Source organism: Aureimonas pseudogalii (assembly GCF_014196835.1).
Classification (GTDB): Bacteria; Pseudomonadota; Alphaproteobacteria; order Rhizobiales; family Rhizobiaceae; genus Aureimonas; species Aureimonas pseudogalii.
Genome location: NZ_JACIEK010000023.1, coordinates 1 through 21,007, shown reverse-complemented (window position 1 = coordinate 21,007; position 21,007 = coordinate 1). Strand labels below are relative to the sequence as shown.

The 21,007-nt window shown below is 66.4% G+C and carries 18 protein-coding genes and 2 tRNA genes; 9 read left to right on the top strand and 11 right to left on the bottom strand.

Annotation, left to right across the window (positions count from 1 at the left end; all coding sequences use genetic code 11):
* Positions 1–78: 78 nt before the first annotated feature.
* The 4 genes from GGR04_RS21930 to pcsA all read right to left on the bottom strand — a co-directional run bounded on the left by GGR04_RS21930 (position 79) and on the right by pcsA (position 3,215).
* Positions 79–168: transfer RNA gene (locus tag GGR04_RS21930), tRNA-Ser, on the bottom strand.
* Positions 169–213: 45 nt separating this feature from the next.
* Positions 214–1,494, bottom strand: coding sequence for an acyltransferase family protein (locus GGR04_RS21925; RefSeq protein WP_183202481.1), 1,281 nt, complete (start codon positions 1,492–1,494; stop codon positions 214–216).
* 9 nt (positions 1,495–1,503) lie between these two features.
* Positions 1,504–2,478 (bottom strand): quinone oxidoreductase family protein, encoded by a 975-nt coding sequence (locus tag GGR04_RS21920; protein ID WP_183202479.1) that lies wholly within the window; start codon positions 2,476–2,478, stop codon positions 1,504–1,506.
* A gap of 2 nt (positions 2,479–2,480) precedes the next feature.
* Positions 2,481–3,215, bottom strand: a complete 735-nt coding sequence (gene pcsA, locus GGR04_RS21915; protein WP_312857508.1) for a phosphatidylcholine synthase — start codon at positions 3,213–3,215, stop codon at positions 2,481–2,483.
* 153 nt (positions 3,216–3,368) lie between these two features.
* Between pcsA and GGR04_RS21910 the strand changes: the two genes are divergently transcribed.
* Complete coding sequence (locus tag GGR04_RS21910) at positions 3,369–4,586, top strand: UbiH/UbiF family hydroxylase (protein ID WP_210291923.1); 1,218 nt, start codon at positions 3,369–3,371, stop codon at positions 4,584–4,586.
* 79 nt (positions 4,587–4,665) lie between these two features.
* Positions 4,666–5,004, top strand: coding sequence for a heat shock protein HspQ (gene hspQ / locus GGR04_RS21905; protein WP_183202477.1), 339 nt, complete (start codon positions 4,666–4,668; stop codon positions 5,002–5,004).
* 69 nt (positions 5,005–5,073) lie between these two features.
* Here the strand turns inward: hspQ and GGR04_RS21900 are convergent, their stop codons facing one another.
* The gene (locus tag GGR04_RS21900) at positions 5,074–5,709 is read right to left on the bottom strand and encodes an invasion associated locus B family protein (protein ID WP_312857507.1); all 636 of its coding nucleotides are present in this window, start codon (positions 5,707–5,709) and stop codon (positions 5,074–5,076) included.
* A 190-nt stretch (positions 5,710–5,899) separates the two neighbouring features.
* Here GGR04_RS21900 and GGR04_RS21895 point away from each other — a divergent pair, with 190 nt between their 5' ends.
* Positions 5,900–7,759, top strand: coding sequence for an extracellular solute-binding protein (locus GGR04_RS21895; RefSeq protein WP_376769886.1), 1,860 nt, complete (start codon positions 5,900–5,902; stop codon positions 7,757–7,759).
* Positions 7,760–7,781: 22 nt separating this feature from the next.
* Here GGR04_RS21895 and mfd read toward each other — a convergent pair whose 3' ends face one another.
* Both mfd and GGR04_RS21885 read right to left on the bottom strand, forming a co-directional pair.
* Positions 7,782–11,294: a transcription-repair coupling factor gene (gene mfd / locus GGR04_RS21890; protein ID WP_183202475.1), complete on the bottom strand. Its 3,513-nt coding sequence runs from the start codon at positions 11,292–11,294 to the stop codon at positions 7,782–7,784.
* Positions 11,291–11,587 carry an FAD assembly factor SdhE gene (locus tag GGR04_RS21885; RefSeq protein WP_183202473.1) on the bottom strand — a complete coding sequence of 99 codons (297 nt, stop codon included), beginning with the start codon at positions 11,585–11,587 and terminating at the stop codon, positions 11,291–11,293. Before GGR04_RS21885 ends, mfd begins: the two co-directional genes overlap by 4 nt.
* Positions 11,588–11,748: 161 nt before the next feature.
* Between GGR04_RS21885 and recG the strand changes: the two genes are divergently transcribed.
* Positions 11,749–13,857: an ATP-dependent DNA helicase RecG gene (gene recG / locus GGR04_RS21880; protein WP_183202472.1), complete on the top strand. Its 2,109-nt coding sequence runs from the start codon at positions 11,749–11,751 to the stop codon at positions 13,855–13,857.
* 4 nt (positions 13,858–13,861) lie between these two features.
* On the opposite strand, the gene glmS is transcribed toward recG, so the two are convergent.
* From glmS to GGR04_RS21865, 3 genes are all read right to left on the bottom strand, one after another.
* The gene (glmS, locus tag GGR04_RS21875; RefSeq protein ID WP_183202470.1) at positions 13,862–15,688 is read right to left on the bottom strand and encodes a glutamine--fructose-6-phosphate transaminase (isomerizing); all 1,827 of its coding nucleotides are present in this window, start codon (positions 15,686–15,688) and stop codon (positions 13,862–13,864) included.
* A 91-nt stretch (positions 15,689–15,779) separates the two neighbouring features.
* A complete protein-coding gene (gene glmU, locus GGR04_RS21870) occupies positions 15,780–17,135 on the bottom strand; it encodes a bifunctional UDP-N-acetylglucosamine diphosphorylase/glucosamine-1-phosphate N-acetyltransferase GlmU (protein WP_183202468.1) in 1,356 nt (451 codons plus the stop codon).
* Positions 17,136–17,200: 65 nt separating this feature from the next.
* The gene (locus tag GGR04_RS21865) at positions 17,201–17,938 is read right to left on the bottom strand and encodes a cytochrome c biogenesis CcdA family protein (RefSeq protein WP_183202466.1); all 738 of its coding nucleotides are present in this window, start codon (positions 17,936–17,938) and stop codon (positions 17,201–17,203) included.
* A 141-nt stretch (positions 17,939–18,079) separates the two neighbouring features.
* Here GGR04_RS21865 and GGR04_RS21860 point away from each other — a divergent pair.
* The 5 genes from GGR04_RS21860 (at position 18,080) to GGR04_RS21840 (ending at position 20,673) form a co-directional block, all read left to right on the top strand.
* Positions 18,080–18,155: transfer RNA gene (locus tag GGR04_RS21860), tRNA-Lys, on the top strand.
* 267 nt (positions 18,156–18,422) lie between these two features.
* Positions 18,423–18,863, top strand: a complete 441-nt coding sequence (locus GGR04_RS21855) for a hypothetical protein (RefSeq protein WP_183202464.1) — start codon at positions 18,423–18,425, stop codon at positions 18,861–18,863.
* A 102-nt stretch (positions 18,864–18,965) separates the two neighbouring features.
* Complete coding sequence (locus GGR04_RS21850; RefSeq protein WP_246393533.1) at positions 18,966–19,703, top strand: hypothetical protein; 738 nt, start codon at positions 18,966–18,968, stop codon at positions 19,701–19,703.
* 5 nt (positions 19,704–19,708) lie between these two features.
* Positions 19,709–20,092, top strand: a complete 384-nt coding sequence (locus tag GGR04_RS21845; protein WP_210291924.1) for a PIN-like domain-containing protein — start codon at positions 19,709–19,711, stop codon at positions 20,090–20,092.
* 71 nt (positions 20,093–20,163) lie between these two features.
* Positions 20,164–20,673 carry a hypothetical protein gene (locus tag GGR04_RS21840; RefSeq protein ID WP_183202460.1) on the top strand — a complete coding sequence of 170 codons (510 nt, stop codon included), beginning with the start codon at positions 20,164–20,166 and terminating at the stop codon, positions 20,671–20,673.
* Here GGR04_RS21840 and GGR04_RS21835 read toward each other — a convergent pair.
* Positions 20,663–21,007: integrase core domain-containing protein (locus GGR04_RS21835; RefSeq protein WP_183202459.1), on the bottom strand; the 345-nt coding region annotated here is incomplete at its 5' end. The two genes, GGR04_RS21840 and GGR04_RS21835, sit on opposite strands and share 11 nt — an antisense overlap.

Genomic DNA, 21,007 nt, shown 5'->3' with positions numbered 1-21,007 from the left:
CGGGAACCACCACCTATACACGATCGCCCGCCGGCGCATGCACGGCCTTCGCAAACGTGACCGAGATCGTGGAGTCGTTGGCGGATGGGGTGAGATTCGAACTCACGGTACGGTTCCCCGCACGGCGGTTTTCAAGACCGCTGCCTTAAACCACTCGGCCACCCATCCGGCGCATTCGCTCTAAGCGAGGGGTTGGGCTTGTGCAAGGGGTCGTCACGGCAGTCGCAATGGTGGCGGGACGGGCACCGTTGGCACCGGCACGAGGGTCGGTGCGGTCGGCTCCGTCGAGGGCACTCGCGGAGCGGCGACCGGCTGCGCGATGGGGGCCTGTGCCGTCGCACCCGTTCCCCGGATCGCGGCGAAGCCGGCGACCGCGAGAAATGCGGCGACATAGACCGAGGCGATCGCGATCCGAACCAGTCCGGGCGCCGTGTCGATGCCCCGCTTCAGGATGGCATAGAGGCGGATGTCGATGATTCCGTAGGGAATGGCGACGCAGAGCGGTCCGAGTACGCCCGCCACCCAGAGGAGCTCCGCGGGGATGGGCGGACGGGAGATCATCAGCCCGATGATCAGGGGCGCGTGGCATAGGTAAAGGGCGTAGCTCCAGTCGCCCAACCGATCGAGCGAGCGAGCGACGACCCCATCATGAACGGGAAACGTACGATCGTAGGCGACGGCGAACCCGACTAGGAAGACCGCCGTCGCGGCGGCGACCCAGCGGTCGCCTCCGAACGAAAACGCGCCCGACAGCAGCATGGAGCCGACGGCGATCACCGCCAAGGCCGGCTGCACCAGCCCCAGACGAATGAGACGCGGCAGCAGGAGGCCGCCCGCGAAGGCAGCGTTGACGGCCATGAACGGCAGCTGCGCGGCTGTGGGTGTCAGGATGGTCTGATCGAGCGGAACTATGAAGGGAGCGACGGAAAGACTGCCGAGCCAAATCAGCGCGACGACGTCGAGATGGCGCTTCAGGCCGATGAGCGAGCAGACGAACAGGAAGACGTAGAAACTCGTCTCGAAGAGCAGCGTCCACTCGACGCCGAGATAGTAGATGCGCCCTTCCCCCACCGGAACCAGCGTCATGGCCCACAGATCGAACTCGGCGAACTTGCCCCGCGCGACGATCAGCGATCCCAGGACGATCAGGAAGATCGGATAGATGCGGACGACGCGATGCGTGAGGAACGACCAGGGATCGGTTCGCGGCAGGATCTCCGCCATCAGGTAACCGGAGATGGCGAAGAAGATCGCAACGCCGAGCAGGCCGAAGCGCCCGTCGAACAGGCGCAGGAAGCGGTCGTCGCCGACGAAGCGGTCGAGATAGACGCTCGCGTGGTAGAGCACCACGCTGAGCGCCGCGAAGGCGCGCAGCCATTGCAGGTTCCGATTGCGGCGTCCGTCCGCTCGACTCGCGGCCGTCGCGACCGGGCCGTCGAAGATCGAAGCGCCGCCCGGCCTGGCCGCCCGCTCGTCGGTGTCGGTCGAGCTCATGCTTGTCGTTTAGATCGTCAGGATCGACGTGCCAGTGGTCTTGCGTGCTTCGAGGTCGCGATGCGCCTGCGCGGCATCCTTGAGATCGTAGCGCTGATCGACCCGCACCTTCACTGCGCCAGACCCGACGACGTCGAACAGCGCCGCCGCCGACGCTTCGAACTCCGCCCTCGTGGCGTTGTAGCCCATCAGGCTCGGCCGGGTGGCGAAGAGCGATCCCTTCTGGTTGAGGAGAGCCAGCTCGAAATTCTTGATCGTGCCGGACGACTGCCCGAAGCTGACGAAGAGGCCGAGGCGCCGGATGCAGTCGAGGCTGGCCGGAAACGTGTCCTGCCCCACCGAATCGTAGACGACGTCGCATTTGCGCCCATCGGTCAGCTCGGCGACGCGGCGCGGGAAATCCTCGTCCCGGTAGTTGATGACGTGGTCGTAGCCGTGCTCGAGCGCCAGGGCGCGCTTCTCGGCCGATCCGGCGGTGCCGATCACCGTCGCGCCGAGATGCTTGGCCCACTGCCCCGCGATCAGTCCGACGCCGCCGGCGGCCGCGTGGATCAGGATCGTATGGCCCGGCCCGACCGCGAAGGTGCGCCGCAGGAGATACTCGGCCGTCATGCCCTTCAGCATGATCGCGGCCGCGACCTCGTTGGAGATCCCGTCCGGAACGCGCGCCACCAGTGCGGCGGCGATCACGATCTCTTCGGCATAGGCGCCGTCGGCGCCGTTGTAGGCGACGCGGTCGCCAAGTCCGAGATCGGTGATGTCGGGGCCGATCTCGACGATCTCGCCGACGCCCTCCTTGCCCGGCACGAAGGGCAGCTGCGCAGCCTTGTAGGTGCCGTTGCGGAAGTAGACGTCGATGAAGTTGATCCCGGCGGCGAACTGGCGGACGCGGATTTCACCGGATGCCAGCGCGCGGCTGTCCATCGGCTTCCATTCGAGCACTTCGGGCCCGCCCAGGCGCTCCACGACGATTGCGTTGGCCATGCTCAATGTCCCTTCGGTTCGCTGATGGGGCCTCGACCGCGAATGCGGTCGGCGAGTTGCAGGATGCCGCCGATCGAGAAGAGGTAGACGCCGGAGACGAGGATCGCCGTCCGCACCCATGGGGCCGGCTCGAAGTTCGCGAGCAGGGCGATGATGCTGCACACGGACCAGACGGCGAAGATCGCGAGGTTGAGCGGGCGCCACCGGCTGACGCGCACGGGGTGCAGGAACTTGATCGGCAGGAAGGTGGCGGCCGAGCAGAAGGCCACGAAGAGGAACGCCGTCCATTCGTTGGGCCGGGTCGCGAAGAGGGTGAAGACCACCATGTTCCAGGTCACGGGGAAACCGCGGAAGAAGTTGTCCTTCGTCTTCATGCGCATGTCCGCGTAGTAGACGGCGCTGGTGATGACGATGAGGCCGGCTGCGACGAAGGACCACGGGCGGCCGATCATGCCGGATTGGTAGAGCGCGAAGGCGGGAATCAGCACGTAGGTCGAATAATCGATGATGGCGTCCAGCATGTCGCCGGACCAGTTCGGCAGCACCGTCTTCACGTCCGCGCGCCGGGCGAGCGGCCCGTCGATGCCGTCCACGAACAGCGCGAGGCCTAGCCACGCGAACATGTGGACCCAATGCTGGTCGGCAGCCGCGATGATGGACATGAAGGCCCAGAAGGCGCCGCTGGCCGTCAGCAGATGGACGGAGAAGGCCCGCCACTGCCGGAAATTCGATGTCACGTCGCCTGCCTGATCCTGAACCCGTTCCGCTCCGTGAGTATCGCAGGCGGTCCGTCATTGCCATCCATTGTCGTTGCCGTATCTGAAACGGCAAGACCAGAGTGACCACGGCGCCGTCGGTCTGTGACCGATGGATGACACGAGAGTGAAGACATGAGCGGGATCAGGCGCGAAGTGGCGGTCGTCGGTGGCGGGCTGACCGGCTGGGCGACGGCAGTCGGCTTCGCGCAGGCCGGCTTCGACACCGTGCTGTTCGCCCCATCCCACGCCGCCGACAGACGCTCCACGGCCTTGATCGGACCATCGGTCGATTTCATCGAAGGCCTCGGCCTCGGGACGGACCTGCGCTCGGTCGGACAAGCCATGACGACGATGCGCCTCGTCGACGACACGCGCCGGCTGCTGCGGGCGCCGACCGTGGAGTTTCGCGCGAGCGAGATCGGGCGCGACGCGTTTGGCGTCAACGTGATGAACGCCGATCTGATGCGCTTGCTGCGGGAGCGTGCGGCCCAGCTCGGAGATCGACTGACGGTGGTCGAAGACCCGATCCTCGATGTAACGCCGACTCAGGGCGCCGTGGTGCTCCGGTCGGCGGGGCTCGAGGTGCGGGCCGATCTCGCAGTGGGCGCCGATGGGCGCAACTCAGTGATTCGGCAGTCTGCCGCCATCGCCCTCAAGACGTGGGCCTACCCGCAGAGCGCCGTGGTGCTGAACTTCATGCACGACCGCGACCACCATTCGACTTCCACCGAGTTCCACACCCGCACCGGTCCGTTCACGCAGGTGCCCCTGCCCGGTCGCCGCTCCTCGCTCGTCTGGGTCGAGGAGCCCGCGACTGCGGACCTCCTGGTGGACGTTCACCGCGGTCGTCTGTCGTGCATGGTCGAGGAGCGGATGCATTCGATCCTCGGGGCCGTCGAGGTCGAGGACGGTATCCAGCGCTTTCCGCTGAGCGGAGCGACGGTCGCGCGCATGAGCGGGCAACGATCGGCGCTCGTCGGAGAGGCCGCACACGTCTTTCCGCCCATCGGCGCACAAGGCCTCAATCTCGGCCTGCGCGACGCCGCCGATCTCGTCGCGATCGCCGCGCAACACCGCGACGATCCGGGGTCGGCGACCATGCTGCGCGAGTACGAGACGCGGCGACGCGCGGACGTCGCCTCGCGCACCGTGGCCGTCGATCTGCTGAACCGCTCGCTCCTCACCGGGTTCCTGCCGGTGCAGGCGCTCCGAAACGTCGGCCTCGGTCTGTTGTCGTCGTCGAGCGCGCTGCGGCGTCTGGTCATGCGGGAGGGAACCGGTCCCGGTCTCGGCTTTCGCCGCCCGTTCGGCAATGGCCGGTCGATATCCCCCGGTCGCGACGGCGTTTGAGCTGGCGACGCGGCTCGTCTATCGCGATGCAGCACGGGGCGTCTTGCGATGCGGACGGCCGGAGAGGTAGATCGAAGGGATGAACGCTTCCACATCCCAGACCGCTCGATTCTTCATCGGGCAGATCGTCCGCCACCGCCTGTTCCCGTTCAGGGGGGTGATCTTCGACGTCGATCCCGAGTTCGACAACACCGAGGAGTGGTATCAGTCGATCCCTGCCGACGTTCGGCCGCGTAAGGATCAGCCCTTCTACCATCTGTTCGCCGAGAATGCCGACAGCGAGTACATCGCCTACGTCTCGGAGCAGAACCTCGTTCCCGACGAGTCCGGTCAGGCGGTGCGCCACCCGCAGATCGCGGAGATCTTCGTCGGCCCGGTCGGCGGTGCCTACCAGCTGCGCGGCGAACGTCGAAACTGACACCGCCGGCAGCGCCGAACGAAAACGGCGGCCGAAGCCGCCGTTCACCACCGCTATCGCTCTGGCGCTTTACTGCGCGGCGGCGGGCTCGGCCTTCGCCTTGTTCTGGGCGTCCTCGAAGCGCTGGCGACGTGCGTCCGCCTGGCTCTTCAGGGCGTCGTCCAGCTTCTGCTGACGCTCGGCGAGCTCGGGCTGGGCGCGGGCCGGGCCGTCATAGGCCTGCGTGAAGCCCGAGAGCGAGACGTTGATCGGGTTCGGCTGGCGCTGAAAGTTGACCGAGGTGACCTTCAGAACCTTGCCCTTCTTCATCGACGCGATCAGCGCATCGGAAAGCTCGGCCTCGGCGATGCAGCGGTCGGGGAAGCAGACCGAGTAGTTCAGCGTCTGTGGCTTGTTCTCGTCGATCTGCAGCTGCACGCCGGCCGGCACGACGCGGCCCGTCGGCACCACGGCCTGAAGCACCTTCTGGTTCACCTTGCCCGTCACGTTGATGAGGTTCACCGCCGTGATGAGCTGACGGGTGTCGGCGATCATCGTGTACTGCGTGTTGCAGATGTTGTTGTCGGCCTGCGGGGAGCAAACCTTGAACCATTCGGCGGGCACCTGCTGCGCCATCGCGCTGCCGGCGACCGGCAGCAGGCTCGCGACCGCGGCCAACCCGACGACAGCCGCGGTGCGCTCGATGGTCTTGAAACGGTTTGTCACGGGACGGGAATCCTTCTCTACGGCATCGGCTCTGATCGAGGGTCGCCGACTGCATAACCACCTCCGCGGTCTTCTGCAAATACGGCCGTTTGAAGACCTGCGCGAAGCTGGAGGAGGCACCGCGGGCGGTAGGCAAGTGCCGGAGGATTCGATAGATTTCGCCGGGAATGCGAATGGAGTGACCCTGCGAATGCCCTCGTCCAACCTGTCCCGAGCCTTGCGCCGCAGCGCGGGGGCGGCTTCTTTCGCGCTTCTGATGGCGATGCACGTCGTCTCGGGCGCCGAGGCCGCGCCCGCTCACGGGATCGCGATGCAGGGCGAGCCGAACTTGCCGGCAGGCTTCGATCACTTCCCCTACGCCAATCCGGCGGCCCCGAAGGGCGGCCGCATGGTCTACGGCGTCTTCGGCGATTTCGACAATTTGAACCCGGTCAGCGTGCGCGGCGCCCTGACGACGGCGCGCGGAATCTTTGCCGACCCGGAGTTCGGCAATCTCGTCTTCGAGCCGCTGATGCAGCGCTCCGCCGACGAAGCGTTCACCTACTACGGTCTCGTCGCCGAAAGCGTCGAGACGGACGCGGACCGCACGTTCGTCGAATTCCAGCTCGATCCGCGCGCGAAATTCTCGGACGGTCGCCCGATCCGGCCCGAGGACGTGACGGCGACGGTGGAACTCCTGCGCGTCCAGGGCACGGTGCGTCCGCAATACTCGAACTGGCTATCGAAGGTCGCCAGGGTCGAAAAAACAGGCGAGCGCGGCGTCCGCTTCACCTTCAACGAGAAAGCCGACCGTGAACTGCCGCTTCTGCTCGCCGGACTGCCGGTGCTGCCGGCCGGAGACTTCACCGAAAAGACGATCGCCGACACCACGACCAAGCCGCTGGTGGGCTCCGGCCCCTACCTGATCGAGCGGGTGGAGCCGGGACAACGCATCGTCTATCGCCGCAACCCGGACTATTGGGCCAGAGACCTGCCGACGAAGCGGGGGCTCGACAATTACGACGAAATCACCGTCGAGTACTACCGCGACCAGAACGCCCAGTTCGAGGCGTTCAAGAAGGGGCTGACCTACGTCTATCCCTACGCGCAGCCCAACCCGCGCCACTGGCGCACCGCCTACGATTTTCCTGCCGTCGCGGACGGTCGCGTGATCAAGGAGGTCTTCCAGACCCGGCGTCCGGCCAATCTCGCCGCCTTCTTCTTCAACACGCGGCGAGAGACCTTCGCGGATGGGCGGGTCCGCGAAGCGCTGGCGATGCTGTTCGACTTCGAATGGGCGAACGCCAACCTCTACTATGGCGCCTATCGCCGTCTTGGCGGCTTCTTCGACAATTCCGAACTCTCCAGCCTCAGCCTGCCGGAGGACGCTCGCGAGCGCGCGCTTCTCGCTCCCTATCGCGATCAGCTCGATCCAGCGGTGCTCGACGGAGACTGGAAGCCGCCGGTCAGCGACGGGTCGGGCAGCGACCGCACCATCCTGCGCAAGGGGCTCGCGCTTCTCCAGGCCGCCGGCTACCGTTTCGAAGGCTCTCGACTCGTCGATGCCGAAGGGCGGCCCCTCGCCTTCGAAATCCTCGTCCAGTCGCTCGAGCAGCAGCGGATCGCACTCGGCTGGTCGCGCACGCTCTCGCGCATCGGCGTCACCGCAAAGGTGCGGCAGGTGGACGACGCACAGTACCAGAAGCGCAAGTCGGCCTTCGACTACGACGTGCTGATTTCGGCATTTTCGGGCACGCTCTCGCCGGGGGCCGAGCAGCTCAACCGCTGGGGCTCGGCCGCGCGCGATCGGCCGGGCTCGTTCAACTACGCCGGCGTCGCCAGCCCGGCGGTCGATGCGATGATCGCCGCCATGGTGTCGGCCCGCTCGCGCGAGGACTTCGTCTCGGCCGTCCATGCCTACGACCGGGTGCTGATCAGCGGCCACTACGTGGTGCCGCTCTACTACATCGGCGAGCAGTGGCTGGCGCGCTGGAGCTTCATCCGCCACCCCGACGCGACGCCGATCACCGGCTATTACCTGCCCGCCTTCTGGCGCGACCCCGCGAACTAAGGAGGCGCGCCGAAGGCGGCGTTCAGGCCGCCTTCTTCTGCACCTCGTCGACGAAGCGGGCGAGCTGTGTCGCGATCACGGCGGCGCCGTTCAGCCGCTGCTCCGGCTTCTCCCAGTCGCGCATCAGAACCACCGACTGATCCGGCCGGATCTTGGCGGCCGGCCCCTGCTCGCCGATGAAGCGCACGAGCGCGCCGGGATTGGCGAAGTTCTTCTCGCGGAAGCTAATGACGAGGCCCTTCGGTCCGGCGTCGAGCTTCTCGATGTTGGCCTTGCGGCACAGCGCCTTGATGAACACGACCTTCAGGAGATGCTCCACCTCCTTCGGCATCGGCCCGAACCGGTCGATCAGCTCGGCGCCGAACGCGTCGATCTCGCGAGCGTCCTGCAGGTCGGCCAAGCGCCGGTAAAGTGTCATGCGAAGCTGCAGGTCGGGCACGTAGCTCTCGGGGATCATCACCGCCGTGCCGAGCGCGATCGTCGGCGACCACGAGCCGTCGCTCTCCACCTCGACACCCTTCATCTCGGCCACCGCCTCTTCCAGCATCTGCTGGTAGAGCTCGAAGCCGACCTCCTTGATGTGACCGGACTGCTCGTCGCCCAGCAGGTTGCCGGCGCCGCGCTGGTCGAGATCGTGACTCGCCAGTTCGAAGCCGGCGCCGAGCTTGTCGAGGGACTGCAGCACCTTGAGCCGTCGGTCGGCCCCGGCGGTCGGCGTCTTGTTGGCGGGGATCGTCATCAGCGCATAGGCGCGCTGCTTGGAGCGGCCGACGCGCCCGCGCAGCTGGTAGAGCTGCGCCAGACCGAACATGTCGGCGCGATGCACGATCATCGTGTTGGCCGAGGGAATGTCGAGGCCGGACTCCACGATCGTGGTCGAGAGCAGCACGTCGTACTGGCCCTCATAAAAGGCGTTCATAATGTCGTCGAGCTCGCCCGCCGCCATCTGCCCATGGGCGATGGCGACCTTCAGTTCCGGCACCTGCTCGTCGAGAAAGGTCTTGATGCCCGCGAGATCCGACAGCCGCGGCGCAACGTAGAAGCTCTGGCCGCCGCGATAGCGCTCGCGCAAGAGCGTCTCGCGCACAACCAGCGGATCGAACGGTGCCACGAAGGTGCGCACGGCCATGCGGTCCACCGGCGGCGTCGTGATCAGCGAGAGCTCGCGAACGCCGGTCAGCGCCAGCTGAAGCGTGCGCGGAATAGGGGTCGCAGAAAGGGTCAGCACATGGATGTCGGACTTCAGGTCCTTCAGCCGCTCCTTGTGCTTCACGCCGAAATGCTGCTCCTCGTCGATGATGAGCAGGCCGAGCCGGCCGAAGGTGACGCCCTTGCCGAGCAGCGCGTGGGTGCCGACCACGATATCCACCGTGGCGTCGGTCAGGCCCTTCTTCGTGGCCGCCAGATCCTTGGCGGTGACGAGGCGCGAAGCCTGCGCCACGTTAAGCGGCAGGCCGCGGAAGCGCTCGGAGAAGGTCTTGAAGTGCTGGCGCGCCAGCAGCGTCGTCGGCACGACGACGGCCACCTGCAGCCCGTTCATCGCCGCGATGAACGCCGCGCGCAGCGCCACCTCCGTCTTGCCGAAGCCGACGTCGCCGCAGACCAGGCGGTCCATCGGCCGCCCGGCCGCCAGATCGTCGGCGATGGAATCGATGGCCGTCAGCTGGTCCTCGGTCTCCTCATAGGGGAAGCGCGCCTGGAACTCGCCCCAGAGCCCGTCGGGCGGCAGGAGCTTGGGCGCACCGCGCGTCGCGCGTTCGGCCGCGATGCGGATGAGACCGCCGGCCATGTCGAGCAGCCGCTTCTTCAGCTTGGCCTTGCGCGCCTGCCAGGCGCCGCCGCCGAGCCGGTCGAGCATCGCCTCCGAGCCCTCGCCGCCATAGCGCGACAGAAGCTCGATGTTCTCGACCGGCAGGAACAGCCGGTCGTCGTTGGCATAGCGCAGCTCGAGGCAGTCGTGCGGCGCGCCCATCGCCTCGATGGTGCGCAGGCCGACGAACCGCCCGATGCCATGATCGACATGGACGACGATGTCGCCCTCGTCGAGGCCGGTCGCTTCGGTGATGAAGTCCGAGCCGCGTTTCTTGCGCCGGCCACGCCGCACGAGGCGATCGCCGAGAATGTCCTGCTCGGCGACCACCGCCATGCGATCGGTCTCGAAGCCGGCCTCAATGCCGAGCACGACCGTCGCGACGATGTTCTTGCCGACCTCGAGCGCCGCCTTCAGCGATTCCACCGGCTTGACGTTGCCGAGCCCGTGCTCCTCGACGACCTGCGTCAGACGCTCGCGCGAGCCTTCCGACCACGCCGCGAGAACCACCTGCTTGCCGCCGGCGCGCAACCGCGAGATGTGGTCCACCGCCGCGCCGAAGACGTTGACGTCGCCGGCCTGCCGCTCGGCCGCGAAGTTGCGCCCGCGATGCACGTCGAGATTGACGATCTCGGCCTGGAAGCCCGCATCCGTGATCGCGTAGGACGAGAGGCGGATCGGATCGGCGCTGGCGATGGCCCCGTCGAGTTCGTCGTCGCCGAGATAGAGTTCGTGCGGTCCCAGCGGATTGTAGGGCACCGCCTCGGCGCTCTTTTCGGCGACGCCCCGCCGGCGCGCCTCGTAATAGTCCGTCACCAGCTTGCGACGCTCGCCCACCGCCTCGACCACGAGATGGTCGAGCACGACCGGGAAGCCGGTGACGTAGTCGAACAGCGTGTCGAGCGTCTCGTAGAAGAGCGGCAGCCAGTGCTCCATGCCCGAGAACCGGCGTCCGTCGCTGATCGACGTGTAGAGAGCGTCGTCGCGCGAGGGCGCGCCGAACCGCTTCACGTAGTTGGTGCGGAAGCGCGAGATCGTCTCGTCCTTCAGCGTCACCTCCGACACCGGCGCCAGCTCGAAGCTCTTGCGCTGGCCGCTCGTGCGCTGCGTGGCGGGATCGAAGGCGCGGATCGATTCCAGCGTGTCGCCGAAGAAGTCGAGCCGCAGCGGCTCTTCGTCGCCGGGCGCGAAGAGATCGAGGATGCCGCCGCGCACCGCGAACTCGCCGCGCTCGCGCACTGTCGTCACGCGCTCGAAGCCGCCGCGCTGGAGCGCGCGCACGATGTGGTCCATCGAGATGCGCCCGCTGACCTTGGCCGAGATCGTCTCCTCTTCGAGCACCTTCAGCGGCGGCATCTTCTGCAGAAGTGCGTTGGCGCTGGTCAGGATGATCGCGCGGTGCGGGTCGCGCCGCAGCGCGCCGATCGCCGACATCGCCGAAAGCCGGCGTGCCGCCGCCTCGTTGGAGGGGCCGACGCGGTCGTAGGGCAGGCAGTCCCAGGCCGGCAGGGTGAGCACCGGCAGATCGGGCGCCACGAAGCGCAGCGCGTCTTCCAGTTCGCCCATCCGGTTGCCGTCGCGCATCACGAAGACGATCGGCTTGTCGCGGCCGCGATGGCGCGCGATGTCGGCGAGGAGGAAGGCCTCGTAGCCGTCGAGGACGTTGCCGATCCGCAGGCCCGCGCCCTTCTCCAGCGCTTTCTTCAGGATGGCAGGACTGCTCATGCGACGTCGGTTCCGTGCAGCTCGTAGAAGGATCGGATGCGCCGGAACACCGGCGTGTCGTAGTTCGCCGGGGTCTCGGCCGATCCCGTCAACCAGGTGAAGAGGTCGCGGTCGGGCGCTTCCATCAGGAGCTCGAAGATCTCCATCTCGCCGTCGTCGAGCTTGTCGATCTCGGCATCGGCGAAGCGTCCGAGCACCAGATCCATCTCGCGCGTGCCCCGGTGCCACGAGCGGAACAGCGCCTTGCGCCGGCGCGGGTCGAGGTCGCTCGACGATCGTGTGGTTCCGGTCATCGCGATCTCTCCGCTGGTTGCGCCCGGGCGTGTCGAGACGACGGATCGCTCGTGCCGAAAACCAGCGCCGTTCCGCCGGCCTTCCCGTCTGCGGTATATAGTCGGCGCCGGAGGGGCTGTCAGCCTTTGCCGCGCCGGGAACAGACGATAAACGAAGCCTTATGCGACCCTCCGCCCTCGACCCGCTCTTCGCCTCCGTCTCGACGCTCAACGGCGTCGGCCCCAAAGTGTCCACGCTCCTCGCCGGGCTGGTGGCGCCGCCGGGCGCCGAGGACGGCGCCAAGGTCCGCGATCTTCTGTTCCACCTGCCGAGCGGCGTGGTGGACCGACGTCGGCGCGAGGAGATCGCGACGGCCCCCGAGGGCGTGCTCGCGACGCTGGAGGTCCGCATCGATCGGTTCGTGATGCCGTCCCGCGAAGCGCGCAGCCAGCCGGCGCGCGTGATGGCGCAGGACGCCACCGGCGAGATCGCCCTCACCTATTTCCGCGCCCAGCCGCAATGGCTCGAGAAGCTGTTCCCGCTCGGCGAGACGCTGCTCGTCTCCGGCAAGGTCGAGTGGTTCAACGGCCGGCCGCAGATGGTGCATCCCGACTTCGTGGGCACGCTGGAGGAGGCCCTCGCCCGCCCGTTGATCGAGCCCGTCTATCCGATGACGGCCGGCCTGTCGGGCAAGGTGCTGCGCCGGGGCATCGACAGCGCGCTGGAGCGATTGCCGGCGCTGGCCGAATGGATCGAGCCGGGCGTCGCCGGGCGCGAGGCGTTTCCCCCTTTCGACGCCGCACTTCGGGCGCTGCATCACCCCGCCGATCCGCTCGACCTCGATCCGGCAAAGCCGGCCTATCGACGCCTCGCCTATGACGAGTTCCTGGCCGGGCAGATGGCGCTGGCCCTCGCCCGCCAGAGGGCGAAGCGCCAGCCGGGTCGCGTTCTCGGCGGCGACGGCGGCCTGCGGCGGAAGGCCGAGGCCGCCCTGCCCTTCACCCTGACCGACGGACAGCGCGGCGCGCTCACCGAGATCCACGCCGACATGGCGCGGCCCGACCGGATGCTGCGCCTGCTGCAGGGCGACGTCGGCGCCGGCAAGACGGTGGTGGCGTTGCTGGCGATGGCGGCGGCCAAGGAGTCCGGCGCCCAATCGGCGCTGCTGGCCCCGACCGAAATCCTCGCGCGCCAACACTTCGCCGGCCTGTCGCGCTTCTGCGAGGCCGCGGGGCTGACGATCGTGCTCCTGACCGGGCGCGACAACGGCCGGGTGCGCGCCGCCAAGCTGGAGGCGATCGCAAACGGCGACATGGATATCGTCGTCGGCACCCATGCGCTCTTTCAGGACGACGTCGCCTATCACGATCTCGGCCTCGTCGTGGTGGACGAGCAGCACCGCTTCGGCGTGCACCAGCGCCTGGCGCTCACCCGAAAGGGCAAGGCGCCCGACCTCCTCGTGATGACCGCAACGCCCATTCCCCGCACGCTGGTGCTCGCGGCCTTCGGCGACATGGACGTCTCGCGCCTCTACGGCAAGCCGGCCGGGCGCAAGCCGATCGCGACGGTGGCGGTGCCGTTCGACCGGCTGGACGAGATCGTCGCGCGCGCCGGGCGCGCCATCGATGAGGGCGACAAGCTCTACTGGGTCTGCCCGCTGGTGGAAGAGACCGAGAACAGCGATCTCACCGCCGCGCAGGAGCGCGCCGACGTGCTGCGGCAGTTCTTCGGGGATCGCGTCGGTCTGGTGCACGGGCGCATGACCGGCACCGAGAAGGACAATGCGATGGCCGACTTCAAGTCCGGCCGCACCCGCATCGTCGTCGCCACCACCGTCATCGAGGTCGGCGTCGACGTGCCCGACGCCTCGATCATCGTCATCGAGCATGCCGAGCGCTTCGGCCTGTCGCAGCTTCACCAGCTGCGCGGGCGGGTGGGGCGTGGCGACAAGGCCTCGTCCTGCGTCCTCCTCTACCGTGCGCCGCTCGGCGAAACCGCGAAGGCGCGGCTCGCCGTGATGCGCGAGACCGAGGACGGCTTCCGCATTGCCGAGGAAGACCTCAAGCTGCGCGGCGAAGGCGATCTCCTCGGCACCCGTCAGTCCGGCCTGCAGAGCTTCCGCATCGCCGACCTCGAAGCGCATGCCGATCTTCTGGAGATCGCGCGCGACGACGCGCGCCTGCTGCTCGCCACGGACCCGAAGCTGGAATCGCCGCGGGGCGAGGCGGTGCGCGCCCTCCTCTACCTCTTCGGCAAGGACGACGCGATCCGCCTTCTGCGATCGGGCTGAGTGGCTATTCGACGGTCACGGACTTAGCGAGATTGCGCGGCTGATCGACGTCCGTGCCCATCTGCACGGCCGTGTGGTAGGCCAGCAGCTGCAGCGGCACGGCATAGACGATCGGCGTCAGGATCTCCGGCATGTCCGGCAGCACGATCGAATGCGTCGTCTTCACAGCGCCGGCGGCGGCGCCCGATTCGTCGGTGAACAGCACGATCTTGCCGCCGCGCGCCGCCACTTCCTGCATGTTCGACACCGTCTTCTCGAACACCCGGTCGTGCGGCGCGATCACCACCACCGGCATCGTCTCGTCGATCAGGGCGATCGGCCCGTGCTTGAGTTCGCCGGCCGCATAGCCCTCGGCGTGGATGTAGCTGATCTCCTTCAGCTTCAGCGCGCCTTCCATGGCCAGCGGATACGAGAAGCCGCGGCCGAGGAACAGCGCATGGCGATGGGTCGCCATGTCCCGCGCCAGAAGCTCGATCGCGCCCTCGGCATGCAGCGCCGCGTTGACGAGGCGCGGCGCCTCGGCGAGCGCCTTGGTCAGCTCCAGCTCGCCCTCGCCGTCGATCACGCCGCGATCGACGCCGGCGCGAATCGCCAACGCGGCCAAGGCGATGAGCTGGCATGTGAAGGCCTTTGTCGAGGCCACGCCGATCTCCGGACCGGCCAACGTCGGGAACACCACGTCCGCCTCGCGGGCGATCGTGGACTCCTGGACGTTGACGACCGCGGCCGTCTTCAGCCCCTGCTCCTTGGCATAGCGCAGCGAGGCCAGCGTGTCGGCCGTCTCGCCCGACTGTGAGACGAAGAGTGCGAGATCGACGTCGGCGAGCGGACTTTCGCGGTAGCGGAACTCGGAGGCGACATCGAGGTCGCAGGCGATCCGCGCGTAGCGCTCGAAATAGTAGCGCCCCACGAGCGCCGCGTAGTAGCCGGTCCCGCAGGCCGAGATTGCGATCCGGCGTACGCCGGAGAAATCCAGCACTTGGCCCTGCGGCAGGCGGGTGCGCCCGGTCGTCATGTCGACGAAGGAGCCGAGCGTGTGCGCCAGCACTTCCGGCTGCTCGTAGATTTCCTTCTGCATGAAGTGGCGATGGTTGCCCTTGTCGACATAGAAGGCCTTGCCCACCGAACGCCGGATCGGACGTTCCACCGGACGATCCAGCGCGTCGAAGATCTCGGCGCCGTCGCGCGTCACCACCGTCCAGTCGCCGTCTTCGAGGTAGCGGACCGCGTCGGTGAATGGCGACAGGGCGATGGCATCGGAGCCGAGGAACATCTCGCCCCGGCCTTCGCCGATCGCCAGCGGGCTGCCGCGCCGGGCGCCGATGAGCAGCGTTTCGTCGCCCGTGAAGAGGAACGCAAGGGAGAACGCACCCTCCAGCCGTTTCAGCGTGGAGGAGACGGCGTCGCGCGCACCGAGGCCACGGTCCATCTGCCGCGTGACGTAGACGGCGACGACCTCCGAATCCGTCTCGCTCTCGAACGTGTAGCCGTCGGCGGCGAGGTCGGCCTTCAGGTCGCGGAAGTTCTCGATGATGCCGTTGTGCACGACGGCGAGCCGCGCGGTGGCGTGGGGGTGGGCGTTCGCCTCGTTGGGCACGCCATGGGTCGCCCAGCGGGTGTGGCCGATGCCGATCGTTCCCGGCAGCGGATCTTCGCCGAGCCGGGCTTCGAGATTGCGCAGCTTGCCCTCGGCGCGTCGCCGGTCGAGTTGCCCGTTCTCCAGCGTCGCGATGCCGGCGGAATCGTAGCCTCGATATTCCAGCCGCTTCAGTGCGTCCACCAGACGCGGGGCCACGGTTTCACGACCGATGATGCCGATGATGCCGCACATGGGTACTCTCCGTTGCGCAGGGGGTCGCCGGGTTCTACCAGCAGAAGGTGACGGAAGCCTTCCGACGCAGAAAGCATGAGGCGAGACGCGTTCAGGCCGGTTTCGAGCGCTTGCGCGCGGCGTTGCGCTCGTTGATCTCACGCCCGCGCCCCGCCTTGACCACCTGACGCGCCCGCCCGAGCGCCAGCGCGTCGGGCGGCACGTCCTCGGTCACGACACTCCCCGAACCGACATAGGCGCCGTCGCCAATGTGGATGGGAGCCACGAGCGAGGAGTTCGAGCCGATGAAGACGGAGGCGCCGATCTCCGTCCGGTACTTGTTGTAGCCGTCGTAGTTGCAGGTGATCGTGCCGGCGCCAATGTTGCTTTCCGCGCCGATCACGGCATCGCCGAGATAGGTGAGGTGGCTGACCTTCGCGCCAGCGCCCACTGCCGCGTTCTTCGTCTCCACGAAGTTTCCGACCTTCGCACCCTCGCCGAGGCGCGTTCCCGGCCGCAGCCGTGCGAACGGCCCGACCGACGCGCAGGCACCGACGTCGGCGCCTTCGAGATGGCTGAACGCATGGATTACCGCGCCCGTGGCGATTCTAACGCCAGAGCCGAACACGACGTTCGGCTCGACGATGACATCGGCCTCGATCCGCGTGTCGTGGGCGAAGAAGACCGTGTCGGGCGCCACCAGCGTGACGCCCGCCAGCATCGTCTGGCGTCGCCGGCGCCCCTGCCAGATCGCTTCCGCGGCCGCGAGTTCGACCCGCGTGTTGACCCCCAACACCTCGGTCTCGTCGGCCTCCACCACGCGCACCGCAAGGCCGCGCGCCCGCGCGATCTCGACGATGTCGGTCAGGTAGAACTCGCCTTTGGCATTCGCGTTTCCGATCTCGTCGAGCAGCGCCAGAGCCTCGCTCCCGGCCAACGCCATCACCCCGCCGTTGCAGAGATCGACCCGGCGCTCCTCGTTGCTCGCGTCCTTCTCCTCGCGGATCGCCGCGAGATCGGCACCCTGCATCAGCAGGCGGCCATAGCCCGTGGGGCGCTGGGTGCGGAACCCGACGACGCAGACCGCCGCTCCCGCCGCCACCTCTGCCCGCGCTCGGACGAGCGTTTCCGGCTTCACCAGCGGCGTGTCGCCGAACAGCACGAGAACGTCGTCGAAGCCTTGCGCAATGGCGGCGCGCGCCGCCAGCACGGCATGGGCCGTTCCCAGCCGCTCCGCCTGAGGGAAGGCACGGGACGACGGAAACTGCGCGCCCACGCACGCGACCACGGCCTCGGCGTCGCGCCCCACCACCAGAGCCAGCTTCTGCGATCCCGCGTCCACCGCCGCCTTCGCGGCATGCAGCACGATCGGCAGGCCCGCCACCTCGTGCAGCACCTTAGCGCGGCCGGATTTCATCCGCGTGCCCTCGCCGGCGGCCAGCACGATCGAAAGGCAGGTTCTGGACATGGATCGGCACCCCGATGGAACGATGAACCGGCGCTTAGCGGCGCAAACCCGCCGGCGCAACCGTCCTATCCAATGCGCTGGAACGCCGGGAAGGTTTCGAGCAGCCAGAACGACATCGCCTGCATGCCACCGGTGAGGAACAGGATGCCGGTGACGACGAGAAACCCGCCCATCACCTTCTCGACCGCGCCGAAATGCCGGCGGAACCGGGCGAGGCCGCGCAGGAAGGCACCCGAGAAGGCCGCCGCGAGCAGGAAGGGAATGCCGAGCCCGGCCGAATAGAAGGCCAACATCGTCGCCCCCTCGCCGACGCTCGCGCGCGTGCCCGCGAGCCCAAGGATCGCGCCGAGCACGGGCCCGATGCAGGGCGTCCAGCCGAAGGCGAAGGCGAGGCCCATGAGATAGGCGCCGCCCATCGAGCGCGGTCGATCCGGCGCGCGGATCCGCGCCTCGCGCGACAGGAACGCGACCCGGAAGACGCCGAGGAAGTTGAGGCCCATCACGATGATCGCTAAGCCGGCGAGAATGCCGAGCCAGTCGAGATTGCGCCGAAGCACCTGCCCGATCGTCGAGGCGCCCGCGCCGAGCGCCACGAAGACGGTCGCGAAGCCGAGCACGAAGACCAGCGCCGTCAGCACCAACCGGCTGTAGCCCTGCGCCGGCATCGGCCGTTGGCCGCGCAGATCGTCGACCGAAACGCCGGCCATGTAGCAGAGATAGGGAGGAACGAGCGGCAGAACGCAGGGCGACAGAAACGACAGCGCGCCGGCGAGGAGCGCCGTCGTATAGGACAGTTCGATCATCCCGCGGCGTCTCCTTCCCGATCGCTTCCCGACTTGCGTCATCGCCCCGCACCCGGTTTCCGGCGGAGCGATTGTGGTTGACCGGCCCATACTCCCTTTCTATGGTCCGCGCCATCGCACAGCATGACTCGCTGCAGGTGAGAGCGCGTAGCTCAGTTGGTAGAGCACGTGACTTTTAATCATGTGGTCGTGGGTTCGAGTCCCACCGCGCTCACCACTAACCAGTTGTTTTTGCTGAGTTAAACACTGGCTTCGAAGTGATCGACGTGAGCTTTGTCGGGTCAGGGTTCCGATGGGGTTCTTGTGTGGAGGCTTTGTGGATAAGTCTAGGTTCTCCCTAAGACCGCCGGCAGGCGTCCGAAAGCTCGATTACGGTCAGATCGTTACGGACATTGAGTACCGAATAGAGCAGTCCTGGGTGCGGGTAATGCGCGAAACGGTGGAGCTCCGCGCCGGTCGTCCAGTCGGAAACTCCCGATCTATCGTGCTGGAGTTCGCTGACCTCACTGATGTCACCAAGGCCGCGGTCGACCAGAGCTGGACCTACGTTCTGGAGATTTGTCGGGCGAAGGCGCTTCGACCGGAAATGCTAGTTCCGCGTGCTGCAAATGCAATCGCCTTCTTTACGAAGGGTCTCGTTCTGTACGCGAACGATCGGTCCGTTGGGGCAGCTGCGTTCGGTGAATCGAGTCAAATCAACGCTGCCGGTCAGGCGGCGAGCAACACTCTTGCTCGGCATCTCGAAGTGACGGCCCGCGAAGCCCTTGTCGGTTATGCGGGAGGCAGCGCGATCTACCCGCAATCGCAATGGCCTCTTACCCGATGGCAGGCCGCGAGAGCGAAAGCTGGATCAGCGAGCATCTTCTTGGCAGGTGCGGCAACCGGAGCACTTCTCAAGAGGCTTGTGGAGTTGGTTCTTCCATAGGCCATTCTCTCTCGTGGGCCTGAGCCGGCACCTACCGCGGCCCAGCGAGAAGCTATCGTCTATCCTCAGGCGATCTCAACAATGCGTTTTTGCGTCTTGTCGATGTTCGAGCTTCGAGTACGTTGCGTCTCAATGAATCAGGCAGCTGCCACCCATTCCGCGATTCCCTTAGACGTTGGCTCTTACACCGCGGTTGAAGCGGCGCGTCTGCTGCGCACTCCGGCCTTGAATATCCGCCGCTGGATGCAGGGCTACGATCATGGACCAAAGGAGAAGCGTCGGCATTCCCCTCCTCTCTGGACGCCGCAGTTGGCGATGATCAACGATCACCTCGAGATCGGCTTTCGCGATCTCGTAGAGCTTCGCTTCGTCAAGGCTTTCTTAGCGGCAGGGGTTGGTCTCGTCGCAGTGCGCAACTGTCTGGAGCGCGCTCGCGAGTGCGTAGAAGATGATCATCCCCTGTCGACCCAACGGTTTCGAACGGATGGTCGATCGATTTTTCTCCAGACGTTTGAAGGCAGCGACGAGCCCAAGCTTATCGATCTGAGAAGCCGTCAGTACGTCTTCAATCAGGTTTTCGAGAGAAGCTTCAAGGATCTGGATATTGAGGATGATGCAGTCGTGCGTTGGCGGCCGTACAAGGGCAAGGCCTCGATCGTGATCGATCCGACGCGGTCGTTCGGTCAACCAATCGCAGCGAGCTTCGGCATACCAACAACGGTCTTGTCGGACGCTGCGAAGGCGGAGGGCAGCATAGCCCGCGCCGCTCGTCTCTACGACGTCCCGGTGGCCGTTGTGCGCGATGCCGTCCACTTCGAAGAGGATTTGCTCGCCGCGTGAAGGTCATGGTCGACGAGTGTATTTCGCCATACCTCGCCCGTGCTCTTCGGGAACTCTTCGCCGTTGACCATCAGGTCGCCAATATACGGGACCATTTTGGCCCAGGTGTGAAGGATCTGACCTGGATTAAATCGCTGAGCGACGATGGTGAATGGATCGTCTTGTCAGCTGATAGGCGCATCACGCGTAATAAGGCGGAGATGCAAGCCTTCAAATCGTCTGGCCTGATCGGTTTCTTCCTGAGCAAGTCCGTCTACCAAAAACCGATGCATCGTCAGTTCATGCGTGTACTGGCGGTCTGGGAAAGCCTGGAGAAGCAGGCCACCCTTGTCCGTCCCGGCGCAATGTTCGAAATCACCGAGCGAGGCGATCGATTTCGTCAGCTGTGACGAGCGGCGCACAGACGATCGGCCTTCGGTAGATGACTTTAGAAAGCGCTTTGGAGCGTGGAGCGTGCAAGATGGTAACAGCCGAAGAGAGCGAGACGATAGCGCCTGACGTAGTTGCAAACGATGCGAATGCCGAGGCGGTCAGACGCACCTACGACATGCTTGTTTCATTCAAGCTTGAAACGTTCAAATCGGTCATCATGTTCGGTGTCGAGGCAATACGCACCTCAGCCTTAATCAACGGCGGCGCCACCGTCGCCTCTCTAGTTCTCACTGGTGCCATCTATCAAAAATCGCCTGCACAAGCTGCCGCCTTCTCGGCAGTTGTGCTCTGGTTTGTGTCCGGCGTGTTCGCAGCGGGTCTGGCAAGCGGATTCTCTTACATAGCTCAGTTCTGTTACGCTCGGCGTCTGGATAAAATCAAAATCCTGCCGGATCCGCCCTTCCTCGATGCGAGCGCGTCTGGGAAATGGACTTCTTTCTTCGGCGGGACGTCCCACCTAATCGCCGTGACCTGCGCGATTGCCAGCTGGAGTGGACCCCGTTTCACCGGACAGGCGGCGGTTGGGTTTAGGCCCTGAGCCTGATGAACTCGCGAGGCGAGCGGAACTTCAGGCCTGAGTGCGGGTGGACTTCGCAATAATCCTCGATCCAGTCGGGGAGCAAGGCGAGGATGGTGGCGGCGTCGGGCAGGACGGTGATGCTGGCGTAGTCCCGTTTCAGAGTTTTGACGAAGGCCTCGGACATGCCGTTCGACTCCGGGCTACGCACGGGCGTGAAGAGCAGAATCAGGCCGAGAGCCCTGGCAGTGTCGGCGGTGTCCTTCGCGATATAGGCGCTGCCGTTGTCTGACAGCCATTCGACGGCATGCGGGACTTTGGTCGTGCCGAAGCGGCGCTCGACGGCGGTGACCAT